The sequence below is a fragment of the Sphaerochaeta sp. genome (assembly GCF_050256055.1).
Taxonomy (GTDB): Bacteria; Spirochaetota; Spirochaetia; order Sphaerochaetales; family Sphaerochaetaceae; genus Sphaerochaeta.
In genome coordinates, this window is the sequence record NZ_JBFWIJ010000023.1 from 1 (window position 1) to 13,284 (window position 13,284).

13 protein-coding genes are annotated in these 13,284 nt (G+C 51.0%); 7 read left to right on the forward strand and 6 right to left on the reverse strand.

The features are described 5' to 3' along the window. The 3 genes from AB7C91_RS09755 to rbr all read left to right on the forward strand — a co-directional run. Positions 1-754: hypothetical protein (locus AB7C91_RS09755; RefSeq protein ID WP_428591033.1), on the forward strand; the 754-nt coding region annotated here is incomplete at its 5' end. A 149-nt stretch (positions 755-903) separates the two neighbouring features. Next, positions 904-1,308, forward strand: a complete 405-nt coding sequence (locus AB7C91_RS09760) for a Fur family transcriptional regulator (RefSeq protein WP_428591036.1) — start codon at positions 904-906, stop codon at positions 1,306-1,308. 12 nt (positions 1,309-1,320) lie between these two features. Next, complete coding sequence (gene rbr, locus AB7C91_RS09765; protein WP_332447979.1) at positions 1,321-1,863, forward strand: rubrerythrin; 543 nt, start codon at positions 1,321-1,323, stop codon at positions 1,861-1,863. A gap of 49 nt (positions 1,864-1,912) precedes the next feature. On the opposite strand, the gene AB7C91_RS09770 is transcribed toward rbr, so the two are convergent. The 3 genes from AB7C91_RS09770 to AB7C91_RS09780 form a co-directional block, all read right to left on the reverse strand. After that, a complete protein-coding gene (locus AB7C91_RS09770; protein WP_332447978.1) occupies positions 1,913-3,151 on the reverse strand; it encodes an amidohydrolase family protein in 1,239 nt (412 codons plus the stop codon). Between the two features lie 56 nt (positions 3,152-3,207). Next, complete coding sequence (locus AB7C91_RS09775) at positions 3,208-4,917, reverse strand: glutamine--tRNA ligase/YqeY domain fusion protein (protein WP_332447977.1); 1,710 nt, start codon at positions 4,915-4,917, stop codon at positions 3,208-3,210. A gap of 87 nt (positions 4,918-5,004) precedes the next feature. Continuing rightward, on the reverse strand, positions 5,005-5,529 hold the full coding sequence (locus tag AB7C91_RS09780; protein ID WP_428591041.1) for a hypothetical protein: 525 nt from the start codon (positions 5,527-5,529) through the stop codon (positions 5,005-5,007). Positions 5,530-5,606: 77 nt separating this feature from the next. Here AB7C91_RS09780 and AB7C91_RS09785 point away from each other — a divergent pair, with 77 nt between their 5' ends. From AB7C91_RS09785 to uvrB, 4 genes are read left to right on the forward strand one after another with little or no spacing between them, the layout of a single operon-like run. Then, positions 5,607-6,413, forward strand: a complete 807-nt coding sequence (locus tag AB7C91_RS09785) for a phosphohydrolase (protein WP_332447975.1) — start codon at positions 5,607-5,609, stop codon at positions 6,411-6,413. A gap of 10 nt (positions 6,414-6,423) precedes the next feature. Further along, positions 6,424-7,395: a carbohydrate kinase gene (locus AB7C91_RS09790; protein WP_332447974.1), complete on the forward strand. Its 972-nt coding sequence runs from the start codon at positions 6,424-6,426 to the stop codon at positions 7,393-7,395. Between the two features lie 38 nt (positions 7,396-7,433). Then, positions 7,434-8,726: a S1C family serine protease gene (locus AB7C91_RS09795; RefSeq protein WP_332447973.1), complete on the forward strand. Its 1,293-nt coding sequence runs from the start codon at positions 7,434-7,436 to the stop codon at positions 8,724-8,726. A 2-nt stretch (positions 8,727-8,728) separates the two neighbouring features. Then, positions 8,729-10,801: an excinuclease ABC subunit UvrB gene (gene uvrB, locus AB7C91_RS09800; protein WP_332447972.1), complete on the forward strand. Its 2,073-nt coding sequence runs from the start codon at positions 8,729-8,731 to the stop codon at positions 10,799-10,801. Here uvrB and AB7C91_RS09805 read toward each other — a convergent pair. From AB7C91_RS09805 to AB7C91_RS09815, 3 genes are read right to left on the reverse strand one after another with little or no spacing between them, the layout of a single operon-like run. Beyond that, positions 10,783-11,700: a caspase family protein gene (locus AB7C91_RS09805; protein ID WP_332447971.1), complete on the reverse strand. Its 918-nt coding sequence runs from the start codon at positions 11,698-11,700 to the stop codon at positions 10,783-10,785. The genes uvrB and AB7C91_RS09805 overlap by 19 nt on opposite strands. A gap of 32 nt (positions 11,701-11,732) precedes the next feature. Then, entirely contained in the window at positions 11,733-12,701 is a 969-nt protein-coding gene (locus AB7C91_RS09810) for a caspase family protein (protein WP_332447970.1), read from the reverse strand. Then, on the reverse strand, positions 12,698-13,258 hold the full coding sequence (locus AB7C91_RS09815; protein ID WP_428591047.1) for a hypothetical protein: 561 nt from the start codon (positions 13,256-13,258) through the stop codon (positions 12,698-12,700). Before AB7C91_RS09815 ends, AB7C91_RS09810 begins: the two co-directional genes overlap by 4 nt. Positions 13,259-13,284: the final 26 nt, after the last annotated feature.

Below are 13,284 nucleotides of genomic sequence, written 5' to 3' on the forward strand. Positions count from 1 at the left end.
TCCTTCATTCCGCGACCGCGACGAGCGGCCCCGGTACAATGACGATCGCCGTCCTTCGTTCCGCGACCGTGATGAGCGGCCCCGGTACAACGATGACCGCCGACCTTCGTTCCGCGATCGTGATGAGCGACCCCGGTACAATGACGATCGCCGTCCTTCGTTCCGCGACCGCGATGAGCGACCCCGGTACAATGACGATCGCCGTCCTTCGTTCCGCGACCGCGATGAGCGGCCCCGCTACAATGATGATCGCCGTCCTTCGTTCCGCGACCGTGATGAGACACCCCGGTTCAATGATGACCGTCGTCCTTCGTTCCGCGACCGTGATGAGATGCCCCGGTCCAACGATGACCGTCGTCCTTCGTTCCGCGACCGTGATGAGCGACCCCGGTTCAACGATGACCGTCGTCCTTCGTTCCGCGACCGCGATGAGCGACCCCGGTTCAACGATGACCGTCGTCCTTCGTTCCGCGACCGCGATGAGAAACCCCGGTTCAATGATGACCGTCGTCCTTCGTTCCGCGACCGTGATGAGAAACCCCGGTTCAGCGATGGTCATCGGCCTTCCTTCCGGAGTCATGAGGACCGCCCGCGCTTCCAAGATGATCGTTCTTCTGAACGAGGTCCGAAACGAGAACGGAAGTCCGCTCCCAAGCCGTATGGTTTCGACAAATTCAGAGAGACCAGAACACGTGGCGAGCATGAGCAGGATTCCTTCTTCTGGCTCGATGATGAGCACAAGGATTCCGATTAAGCTGCAAACGCTATTGCAACAAACCCCAGGTTTCCTGGGGTTTGTTTTCTATTACTGGTACTTTTCAATATCTTTCTACTATTTGATTGACACACTGATACACATGGGTTATGATAGCTATTGAGATTTTATATCATTTAGGAAAACCCATGAAAGAAAAGCGACAGACAATTCAAAAGGGGCTGGTGTGGGAAGCTGTATCCACAGCTACAGACCATCCCAGTGCTGAGGAAATCTACGAAACCATTGTCTTAAAGCATCCCTCCATCAGTCGGGCTACCGTATATCGCAACCTCAACATGCTTGTTGATGAAGGGAAAGTGAGACGTGTCCGAGTTCTTGGAGGCCCTGATCATTTTGATCATACGCTTGTTCAGCATTACCATATCCAGTGCACATCCTGCAAGAAAGTCAGTGATATCGATGTTCCCAATGGTATTGACATCGGGGTGGAGCTCATGGAGACGTACGGGTATATCATTGAATCATATGAAGTTGTGTTCAACGGGATTTGTCCCGATTGTCAAAAAAAGCATACTGCCCTAGCGCAGTGAAGGAGTGAACGTATGGAATTGAAAGGTTCAAAGACGGAAGCAAATTTGCAAACCGCATTCGCCGGCGAGTCTATGGCTCGGAATAAGTACACCTATTATGCATCCAAGGCACGCAAGGAAGGCTATGTCCAGATTGCCAATCTGTTTGAGGAAACTGCAGGCAACGAGAAGGAACATGCCAAGCTGTGGTACAAGCTTCTGCAGGATGGAGGCGATGTACATGATACGGCAACCAATCTGAAAGATGCTGCAGCCGGTGAACATTATGAATGGACCGACATGTACGCCAATTTCGCCAAAGAAGCCCGTGCGGAAGGGTTCAACAAGATTGCTACGCTCTTTGAAATGGTCGCTGCCATTGAGAAGACCCACGAGCAGCGCTATCTCGACCTGCTCAAGAACGTCGAGGATGGTCTGGTATTCAGCCGCGACGGCGAGCAGATCTGGAAGTGCTCCAATTGCGGTCACATCGTGATCGGGAAGAAGGCTCCCGGCATTTGTGCAGTATGTAATCACCCGCAGGCATATTTCGAGTTGGTGGCGAAAAACTACTAAGCATCTGATTCGGAACAAAACAAGGGCAGGCTGAAAATGTCTGCCTTTTTTATGTCTCAAGCCGCATGTACCGCATCGGATTCGTACTTACAATGGCGTGGACCTCATCATCGCTGAATGCACTCTCTTCAAATATCCGATAATAGCTTGTATAGGATTCCACTTTCATCAGGTTCACAGAAAAATCGGTGCCGAATAATGTTTTCGAAAGGATTGTTCTGCGCGTATCTGCTTCAAGTGTATGCAGGTAATTCTGAAGTAGCATATAGAAATCCGGATTGGTCCCACTGAAGGAAACATCTGCATAGACATTCGGATACGCAGTCATCAATTCAGTCAACTCATAAAACCAGGGGGAATCGGGGAGTTTGCTGGTCAGACTACTGATCATGGTCAGGGGATTCTTCTGCAACTGGTTGTACTGCCATCCATAATGAGCGAAGTCGATCCTCAGATTCGGAAACCGCTCCAACACCGGTTTGTATGATGCAGGAGCCGTGTATTTCCAAGCCTCCTTGGCAGGAATGCCACGGAATCCTTGGTCGTCACAATGGGTCATGATGGGAATATCATAGGCGTTGCAGAATGCATAGATGAGTAGGACTTTCTCCCGCTCCCGTTCATCAGTTGGCCATGGTTCATACCCCAAAGGTGGATAAAACTTGATCCCGTAGAAGCGTTTTCCCTTCGGATTCGTCCGATTCTTTACAACATATGTTTCCAAAAGTTGTGTAATGAACGCCTTCGAATGAACCGGTGGATTGATGCCGAGAAACGGGTAGAAGGAGAACAGTCCTTGTGGATGTTGCGTTTCGTAATAGGCAAACCCTTCCAAAGTGTCTTGTACATAGGCAAGGATTTTCTGTTCTTTCGGTGTTGGATAGTACAACGTTTCATTTCTCTGTTCATTGCTGGAGAAATCCATCAACAACGGACACATCGCCAGTCTATCATAGGTCCTGCTGCGCATATGCATCTTCCCGTTTCGAATATACGGCAGCAACGGTCGAGCAGCTCCATCCTCATGGGAGGGAAAGAAACCTGACAGATCATCTTCCATCAACACAAATGTTTTGCCGATGGATTGCTCGAAGGTGGTAAGCGTGTTGGTGACACGGTTGAGCAACGTCGAGCCTTTTCGATTCTTATTGGTAAGGATGTAACTGGGTGATAGAGCCCCGCTGGTTATCAAATCAGGGATCCCTGATTCAAGCGAGGAAAAGAAAGACAACAGATTCGGGTGAGCGATATTCATGACATGAAAATGTTGATCGAAGAAATATTGCATGCAACCCTCCGGAAAACAGCAGGGAACGAAAGTGTTCGTCCCCTGCATGATCGTTCTTAGATTCCCATTTTCTGTTTCAGTTTCGCCCAAGAGTCCTTTAGGGTGACCGTCCGGTTGAATACCGGATGGTCCGTCGTACTATCCTTACAATCCACACAGAAATATCCATTGCGGATGAACTGCAGGTAGTCTCCTACTTTGGCCCTCAGGATTTCCGGTTCAGCCTTGGCATCCTTTATGACCTGCAGCGATTCGGGATTCAAATCGTCCAGGTAATTGCCGGTGCTTTCCCCGGGGTACTCGGTGGCGAAAAGCTTGTCATAGAGCCTCGCCTCGATATTCACCCCTTGTGTTGCACTGACCCAGTGACTGGTTCCCTTCACCTTGCGGTTGTCCGGTGTACTGCCACCCCGGGACAAGGGGTCGTAGGTACAATGTACTTCCACCACATTACCAGCATCATCCTTGACCAGTGAGGTTGCAGTGACGTAATACGCATACTTGAGCCTGATTTCATTGCCCGGATACAAACGGTGGTATCCTTTCGGGGGGATTTCCATGAAATCCTCGCGTTCTATGTACAACTCCCTGGTGAAAGGAATCTGATGCACAGCGCTTTGCGGATCCTCTGGATTGTTTACCGCCTCGAAGTATTCAACCGTATCCTCAGGATAGTTGTCGATGACCAACTTGATGGGGTCGAGAACGACCATCAAACGTTCTGCACGTTTATTCAGGTCTTCCCTGACACAGAACTCAAGCAACGAATAATCGACTACGCTTTCCACCTTTGCAACCCCGATGCGGCTGACGAAGTCCTTCATCGATTCAGGAGAATAACCGCGTCTGCGGATGCCGCTGATGGTGGGCATTCTCGGGTCATCCCAACCGTCGACGATTCCCAGTTTGACTAGATTCAGCAATCTTCGCTTGCTCATCACCAAATAATTGATGTTCAGTCGGGCGAACTCATATTGGTGCGGGGCATGCTCGATTCCATCAATACTGGTGGCCCAATCGTATGCCGGACGATGATCCTCGAACTCGAGGGTGCAGATTGAATGGGTGATCCCTTCGATGGCATCACTGATGGGGTGGGTGAAGTCATACATCGGATAGATGCACCAGGTATCACCAGTTCTGGGATGCGAAGCAAACTTGATGCGGTAGAGCACAGGATCGCGCAGATTGATGTTGGGGCTGGACATGTCGATTTTCGCCCGCAGGACCAATGAGCCTTCCGGATGTCTGCCTTGCCGCATCTCCTCGAACAAGGCCAGATTCTCCTCAATGCTTCGGTCTCGATACGGGCTGTTCTTTCCTACTTCTGTCAAAGTGCCGCGGTATTCCTTCATCTCCTCGGCGCTGAGGCTGTCAACGAAAGCTTTTCCTTCCTTAATGAGCCGAACGGCGATTTCATAAAGCTGTTGGTAGTAATCGGAAGCATGATATTCATACGGTCCCCAATCGAAGCCAAGCCAACGGATATCGCGCTTGATCGACTCGATGTATTCGACATCTTCCTTCTCAGGGTTCGTATCGTCCAGACGCAGATGGCAACGCCCTTGATAGGCTTGGGCCAACCCGAAATTGAGACAGATCGATTTGATGTGTCCGATATGCAGATACCCGTTGGGTTCCGGAGGAAACCTAGTGACGATGGTGTTGCCCGGGACCCTGTTGTTTGCCAGGTCATCCTCAATGATTCGTTCCAGAAAATTGAGAGGGGTCTTTTCCTTCACCTCTCCCTCAATACGCTCATCCATGCTCTATCCTTCCTTATGCCCTTTCAAAGGGGCTCATGTGGAGATGGTTCATAGTAGCACAAGCACTTTCTTTGTTCGAGAGTCTCTTCACCCTTGTTTTGCATACCGCACGGTATGCATCCAGCCCTCATATGGTTGGTCCCCGCTGTTGGTGAAGTATGGACCGAAACTGACGGAAAGTTCGATTCCCGGGAGCGAAACCTCCGCTGTCCAGGTAGTGTGCTCCTCTTTGGTCTGTCGACATCCGATGTATAGCCTGTTTCCTGTACGTTTCAGACTGTAGATGAGCTCTTCTGCTTCCGTGGGAAGGTCGACCACCGTATGGGAAGTATGCGAGGCAATGCAGGTGTGTGTTTCCAACTGGGAACGGGAGCGGCCGAGTGCAGCATAGGTGGAGTCAAGGTGATAGATGCACAAACCGGAAAAGCACCCGGGGGAGGGTACGCTGATCGTAGCCTCGAAGAGGAACTGCTCATCGCTGACGGCCAGCAGCAAGGGCCCGTGGGGCAGGCTCATGTGGCCGTCGACGGTTAGGGAGAGCTGCCTGTAATCCTTATGCCAAACCGATGGCTTGCCCATCCAATTGAAATCACGCATGGTAATTCGCTTCATGGCCCTAGTATAGGCGAGTTGCGGTATTTTATCCACAGCCTCTTTATGTTGAACCCAAGTTGTTGTAGTCTTATCGTATGAAATCACCCAAAGAATATCATTTGGAGCGTCAGTTGCTCGCATTATTGCAGGAAGGTTCGGACAGCAAACGATTGGCTGCCCTTTTGATCGGCGATCCGGAGATTGAGGCGATCCAGGAGTATGCCAACAGCGTTTCCATCAAGCGCTTGAATTATAACGACCATGGACCGGTGCATATGCGTCAGGTTGCCGTCAATGCCGTGAAGATGTTCTTCCTGCTGAAGGATGCAGGGATTCAATGCAGCTTGGAACGGGAGGAGACCGGGAGTGCCGAAGACAGCCTGTGCGGGATCCTGCTTGGAGCATTTCTGCACGATCTGGGTATGAGCATCGGGCGTACCGACCATGAATTGACCGGATTGGTCATTGCACGACCCATTATGGACCGGATCCTCTCGGTTTTGCTTCCCGGTCAATTGGGAAGGAAGATCGCCATCCTTTCGATTGCCACCGAAGGGGTGCTCGGCCATATGGCCAATCGCAAGGTTCACTCCTTGGAGGCTGGATTGTTGTTGGTCGCCGACGGATGCGATATGGAAAAAGGGCGGGCGAGGATTCCGATGAGCATCAATTCAACTCCCAAGACCGGTGATATCCATAAGTATTCGGCCAATTCCATCGAGAAAGTCACCTTGTCCAAAGGGGAAGGAGAGCCCATCTTGGTGGATGTGGAAATGTCCAGTGATGTAGGGTTCTTTCAAATTGAGGAAGTCCTGCTTCCCAAGATTTCCATGAGTGCAGCCAAGCAGTATGTACAGGTCCATGCAGGAGTGATCGGACAAGAACGAAAGCGTTATTTATAGGAGATTCATGATGATTGGTGTGATTGGTGAGGCTTTGATCGATTTCATCGCCAAGAAAGCGGATGGCTCTTCAGTTCCTTTTGATTCCCATATCGGAGGGTGTGGCCTCAATGCTGCAACAGCTGCTGCTCGCTTGCAGTCGCCGGTGGGGTTCATTGGGAAGATTTCCTTTGATATGTTCGGAAGGCGGATCATCGAACATTTGGTGGATAACCAGGTGATGTTCGATCCTGATCTGTGCTCTGCCAAGGAATACTCGCTGTTGGCTTTCGCCTCTCTCGATGCAGAAGGAAAGGCAAGTTATGCATTTTTCTGCGATGGGACGGCACCAGTTTCGTTTACCAAAGAGGAGCTGCTTGCCACCATGGGTGAGCATACCGACCTGCGGGTGGTGCATGTCGGTTCGGTAGCCTTGGCAGTGCAGCCCGGCTGTGATGCCATCCTTGCCGCCTTGGAAGCATTTGAACCCAAGCCGATCATCTTTCTTGATCCGAATGTGCGTCCTGCCGTGATCAAGGATATGGTGCAGTATCGAAAGCGGATGAATCGTGCATTCACTCTTTCCTCCTTGGTCAAGCTCAGCGACGAGGACCTGTTGCTGCTTTTCCCGCAATGTGATGCCCATGCAAAAGCCGCCGAGGTGGCCCGAGACTACCATGTCCACCTTATCCTTACCTTGGGCAAACAGGGAAGCATTTGGTTTAAGCCAGACGGCCAATCATTTTCCCTGCCGATCATCGATCTGCCCGTCATCGACACGGTCGGTGCCGGCGATACTTTCAGCGGCGCTTTGCTTTCCTACCTGCACGAACGCAACTGTTTCGGTGTGGATGGACAGAAACCGAGTTTGTCAGGGCTCGGGGAAGATTTGATCAAGGATGCACTGCGGTTCGCTACTGCAGCAAGTGCGATCAATTGCAGCAGGAAAGGATGCGACCCTCCGACAAAGGATGAGGTGGAACTGCTCCTCTCCCGTCTGTAGTGTTGCCTTGATGCCTGCGTTGGAAGTACAGTACAGCTATGCTGAAGAATACTCGTAGCCGCTTAGCCAAACTCCTGCTTGTAGTGCTCATTGGAACGCTTTGCGTCTTCTTTGCATTGGTGCTGTATCATTGGACCGCATATATTTCCGAAGACAAGCGTCAGAAGGAACTATCGCAGGTTCTCAAAACCATGGTGAAGGAACAAGGGGTTGAGAAGGTGCTTGATCTCAGCGGGGTCCCGGTGGCAAATATCTTTGAAGGCGAGAATGGATTGATCCTGTTCGAGGGTAATCAGGATCAGTGGCTGTACAGTGCGGATGAGAAGCAGAACATGCAGGTCTATGATACGGTGAACAAGAGTGTGGTGCATATAACCACCACAGTGGAAACCCAAGTCAATGCGTTCATGGATGTACTTCCTGCGCAGGGAACCGGCAGTGGCATCATCCTTTCCGCCGACGGGTATATCCTGACCAATGCGCACGTAGTGGAAAAAGCAACCAGTTTGTCAGTCGGGCTTTACAACAACAGAACCTACCCGGCCCAACTAGTGGGCTTGGACAACGAGGATGATCTTGCCGTAATCAAGATAGCGGTGGAAAAGGATGTCGTGCTCACTCCCGCAACATTGGGTACCAGTGAGGATCTTCGGATTGGACAGAAAGCGATCGCCATCGGCAATCCCTTCGGGTATGACCGTACAATGACCGTCGGGGTGGTCAGCGGTTTGAACCGACCGGTCAGAACCAGTGAGGGGAGTATTGTCATGAATGCCATTCAGACCGATGCTTCGATTAATCCTGGGAACAGTGGTGGACCTTTGCTCAACGCACACGGAGAAGTCATCGGGATCAACAGTTCGATCTATTCCGTTTCAGGGACTTCGCAGGGACTCAATTTTGCCATTCCCATTGATACCGCCATCACGGTGATCCCCGACTTGATTAAGCTCGGCAAGGTCAGTCGAGGATGGCTCGACCTTACGGTCGTACAGCTGACTCCCCAGTTGGTTGCGTATGCAAAACTGTCGGTGGACAAGGGTGTATTGGTCAATCAGGTGGCAACCGGTGGCTTTGCGGAGAAATCGGGGATCAAGGGTGGGACTCAGATGGTTCAGTATGGCTCGAGTATCGTCTATCTTGGTGGTGATGTGATCACTGCAATCGGAGATGTCCCCATCGAGGATTTGAATGATTTGTACATGGCATTGCTGCCCTATCGGAGTGGACAGAAGGTTTCGGTGACGGTCAACCGGAAAGGGGAGCGTAAGACGATGGAAGTACAATTGATTGAACGGACCGCACAACAGGTGCGTGCATTGGTACGATGAATATGGAAGAAATACAGGTCGACGGACGGTGGGGTGGAGAAGCGGTAACCAATATCCATGGGGATGTCTCCTTCGCCAGCAAACCCTTCAAGGTGGTTTCGGCATACGATCCTTCAGGTGACCAAGCCCAGGCGATCGATCAACTCAGTGAAGGATTGGTCAACGGGGATATATATCAGACGCTTAAGGGAGTGACCGGCAGCGGAAAGACCTATACGATGGCCAAGATCATTGAACAGGTACAGCGTCCCACCTTGGTCCTCTCCCACAACAAGACCTTGGCGGCGCAGCTCTACCGTGAATTCAAGTCATTCTTTCCGGAAAATGCAGTTGAGTATTTCGTCTCAACATACGATTATTATCAACCGGAAGCGTATGTCCCTGGTAAGGATCTGTATATCGAGAAGGATGCCGATATCAATCAGGAAATCGATAGACTCAGGCTTTCCGCCTCCTTCTCCTTGATGGAACGACGGGATGTCATCGTGGTGGCCACCGTTTCCTGCATCTTCGGTTTGGCTAACCCTGTTTCCATCCGCGATATGGTCTATACCTTCCATACCGGCCAAATATTTGACCATCATGAGGTGCTCGATCAACTGGTCCGGATGCAATATGAACGGAATGACGCCATCCTCAAACGCGGTGCTTTTCGGGTCAAAGGCGATGTAATCGAAATTTGTCCTTCCTATTTGGAAAATGCGGTACGCATCTCCCTTGATTGGGAGGAGATTGCGTCCATCCAGTGGTTTGATCCGGTGTCCGGGGAGAAACAGGAATCGGTGGACAGCTATACGCTCTACCCGGCCAAGCAGTTCGTCATGCCGCAGGAGCAGGTCAAGGCCGCCATTTCAAGGATCCGCAGTGAGATGGAAGACCAAGTGGAGTATTTCAACAGTTTGGGTCGTCCCCTTGAGGCTGAACGCATCAAGACGCGAGTGGAGTACGATTTGGAGATGCTTGAGGAGATCGGCTATTGTTCAGGAATCGAGAATTACTCCCGACCGCTCTCAGATCGGAAGGCAGGTGAACGGCCTGCCGTGTTGCTGGATTATTTCCCTCCTGATTTTGTTACCTTCATTGATGAATCGCATGTGACGCTTCCTCAGGTCGGAGCCATGTATGAAGGAGACCGATCGCGTAAGCTCAATTTGGTCAACTATGGATTCCGACTGCCTTCCGCATTGGACAACCGACCTTTGAAGGCTTCTGAATTTGAGGAGGTGGTCAAACAACGCATTTATGTTTCGGCAACCCCGGGGAAAACGGAGTTGGGGCAAAGCGCAAAGGTCGTGGAGCAGGTCATCCGTCCGACCGGTTTGCTGGATCCAGAGATTGAGGTCCGTCCCACGGAAGGTCAGATGGAGAATCTGTACGGAGAGATCCGCAGGACTGTTGCAAAGAAAAGCAGGGTCTTGGTGACGACCTTGACCAAAAAAATGAGTGAGGACCTTACCGACTACTTCGCTTCGCTCGGCCTGAAGGTTCGCTATCTCCACTCGGAGATCGAGACGATCGAACGGGTGGAGTTGCTTCGTGATCTCCGTCTCGGTGTGTTTGATGTCCTGGTGGGCATCAACCTCTTGCGGGAAGGGTTGGATCTTCCCGAGGTAGCTTTGATCGCAATCCTCGATGCGGATAAGATTGGGTTCCTGCGTTCAACCACTTCCTTGATCCAGATCATCGGTCGGGCAGCGAGAAACGCCGAAGGCCGGGTTATCATGTATGCAGACAGGATGAGTCCAGCCATGGATGAAGCCATTTCCGAGACCAATCGAAGACGGGCGATCCAGATGGTCTACAACGAGGAACACGGCATTACCCCCACCACGATCATCAAGGCAGTCCAGGATATCATTGAACGGGAGAAGGAAGAGACCAAGGAGATTGAGAAGCAGGATCTTGCAATCCTCAAGGGTGGGTATAATCTTCTCAATGCCAATGACCGGAAGAAATACATCAAGGCGCTGGAGAAAGAGATGCTGGAGGCTGCAAAGAATCTTGAATTCGAACGGGCTGCGTTCATCCGGGATGAGATTCAGCGGATACGCGACGGTCAGCTTTCCCCATCGTAGAGCACCAGGTCCATGGCCCCTCCGGTGATGGCAGGGTGCTGGTACAAGGATGGATACATTCCTTCGGTAGGTATGTGTTGGTTCTCATGAATGGCGTGGTACATGTCATCCAAGGTGATGAACGTTCTGGGATTCTCCAAGGCAGCTGTCTCGTCATTCCATCCGAGGTAGCTCAACAAGGCTTGGGTGAAATACCCATGGATATGATTTCCTTGGATGGGTTCCTTGCTTGTATTGTCCTTGGTGGTGGCGGTAATGACGAACAGCCCTTTCTTATAGGGCGATGCATCCCAATAGGCTGAGTAGGCTCGGTCGAAGATCTGAGCCTGATCAATCAAGGATACTGACGCAGGATTTTCCTGGACGAAGGATCCTGCATAACAACTGTCTCCTATCACCAACACAGTTGCCTTGCATGGGGAGAGGGCCTGCATCAGGTCCGCTACCGATAACAGCACCGTAGGGTCGATGGTTTCGTCGTCCAGATAGATGTGGCCGTGCGGATTCTCCGGGGCGAGGACCCACGAACCGTTTTCCAATCCGTGTCCGCTGTAGGATATGATCAAAAGATCTGCGGGTTGCAAGGCTTTCACCGCCTCCTCGATCGTACCCAGTACATGGTCCTTGGTAGGTAACAGCGGGTCTCTGAGATCGTCAAGGTTGCTTCCCGTCTGCACCATGACCGAGCTCTGTATTCGATCTTTGTAGAGTTGCCGCAAAGCCTCGGCCAACTCCGTTGCGTCATTGATCGTTCCGTTTAAGGAACGGACGTCGGTTTGTTCGTAGTTTAATCCGATGCTGATAAGTCGGATGTTTCCGCTTTGTCCAGGTGCAAAGGCGAGTTCGCAGCCGGATAGGAGGAAAGAGGAAATGATGAAGAGCAGAAACGGATGTTTCATACACATACTGTAGGGGAATTGCCGGATTTGCTTCAGAAATGAAACAATACCATATCCAAGGCGCCGCCTGTGGTCATGGGGTGTTGTACATCTGGTTGCGGCCAATACCACAAGGATCTGAGTGGTGCATCCTGATGATCCTTGATGTAGGTGTACAGACCGTCGACGGTGAGCTGTCCCTCCTTTCGTGCGGGAACGAATGGATTCAGGTTGGTTACAGACGAAGGATCGGTAACGGCTGGGTCCCATCCGAGTGCCTGCAGCAAGGCGGCAGTGAAAATCCCATGGATATGCGTGGCTGCAAAGACTTGTTCATAGGAGTCGGTATGTGCACTGGCTGTCAGAGCCATGACATCGGGAACCTTGTACTGATTCTGCTGCCAATATTTGGCATACCAGTCGTTCAGGCTGTTCTCATATACTGTACTGAGGCTTGAGGGACTTTCGGTGACGAACATCCCGCTGTAACAACTGTCGAGGATGAAGAGTTTTCGACCCGGTATGGCAGCCAGTTCATCAAGCAATTCATTGGGATGGAAAAGATATGAATCATCATTGACACCTGTATAACCGAGTACCAGTTCCCCGGTATCCAAAACACCATGACCGCTGTAGGTGAAGATGGTCAGGTCGTTGGCATCGGCTTGGTCCCTGATGGTCCGAAGTGTTTTGAGTACATGCTCTTTGGAGGCATAATTGACCTTGTCGACCCCTTCGCCTTCATATGTGTTAAATGTTGTTTGGGTAGAGGATGCCCCTTCCTGGACAAGCAGATACCCATGCCAAGTTTGCCCGTTCTTTTCGGTCACCAATTGAAGAGCCCGGAATACTTCCCGAGCGTCATACAGCGTTCCCCTCAGATCGTCAGCTGAGTTGTTGTTCTGGTAATCCAGTCCGATGGAAACCACATACACATCCCCTGCCTTCGGTTGCTCCATGAATAATTCACAGGAACTGAAGAGCATCAATACGGTCAAGAGCAGGAGGATGCATCGTTTCATGGCGTTCCTCCTGTTTTTGTCGGATAGAGCTGGTACCGAATGCCGATGCCCGCTTGTACACCGGTTATTTCCTTTCTTAGATGCAAGGAAATGGGAAACGTGAGCAGGATGCGGGAATCGGTATTTTCATAGATGAGTAGCTGCGGTCCTACTTGGAAACTGAAAGAGGCGAACACTTCCTCAATATCATGATAGAAATTCACTTCAGTTCCCAGTGAGGAAAAGACGCTCAGCCGGGGATTGACTGCATAGGCTCCCCGAAAGTTTGCCCCGATGGAGTTGAACCCTCGTGCTTGATAGAACCCGAAGGGAAGGGAGTCTGTGACAGAAAACAGATGCACTTCCATCGAGGCATCCCAGTTGTTCTGAGTATATCCAAACAAGCCTACGGAAGCTGCGAACGACAAGGAGGAGCGGGCCGGAAGTTCATCCTCAAAATGGGGAATCCCCAGATAATAGGCTTCAGCTATATCAGCAGAGTAGTACTGCCCTTCGAAGGTTGCCTGCAAAGGGAGGAGCAACAAGCTGAATAGGAGTATGGCCAGAAGTCTTCTCATAGGAGTAGTATACTGAAATTTCACTT

Coding starts and splice junctions, on each gene's coding strand:
- AB7C91_RS09760 (WP_428591036.1), top strand. CDS start 904: ATGAAAGAAAAGCGACAGACAATTCAAAAGGGGCTGGTGTGGGAAGCT.
- rbr (WP_332447979.1), top strand. CDS start 1,321: ATGGAATTGAAAGGTTCAAAGACGGAAGCAAATTTGCAAACCGCATTC.
- AB7C91_RS09770 (WP_332447978.1), bottom strand. CDS start 3,151: ATGCAATATTTCTTCGATCAACATTTTCATGTCATGAATATCGCTCAC.
- AB7C91_RS09775 (WP_332447977.1), bottom strand. CDS start 4,917: ATGGATGAGCGTATTGAGGGAGAGGTGAAGGAAAAGACCCCTCTCAAT.
- AB7C91_RS09780 (WP_428591041.1), bottom strand. CDS start 5,529: ATGAAGCGAATTACCATGCGTGATTTCAATTGGATGGGCAAGCCATCG.
- AB7C91_RS09785 (WP_332447975.1), top strand. CDS start 5,607: ATGAAATCACCCAAAGAATATCATTTGGAGCGTCAGTTGCTCGCATTA.
- AB7C91_RS09790 (WP_332447974.1), top strand. CDS start 6,424: ATGATTGGTGTGATTGGTGAGGCTTTGATCGATTTCATCGCCAAGAAA.
- AB7C91_RS09795 (WP_332447973.1), top strand. CDS start 7,434: ATGCTGAAGAATACTCGTAGCCGCTTAGCCAAACTCCTGCTTGTAGTG.
- uvrB (WP_332447972.1), top strand. CDS start 8,729: ATGGAAGAAATACAGGTCGACGGACGGTGGGGTGGAGAAGCGGTAACC.
- AB7C91_RS09805 (WP_332447971.1), bottom strand. CDS start 11,700: ATGAAACATCCGTTTCTGCTCTTCATCATTTCCTCTTTCCTCCTATCC.
- AB7C91_RS09810 (WP_332447970.1), bottom strand. CDS start 12,701: ATGAAACGATGCATCCTCCTGCTCTTGACCGTATTGATGCTCTTCAGT.
- AB7C91_RS09815 (WP_428591047.1), bottom strand. CDS start 13,258: ATGAGAAGACTTCTGGCCATACTCCTATTCAGCTTGTTGCTCCTCCCT.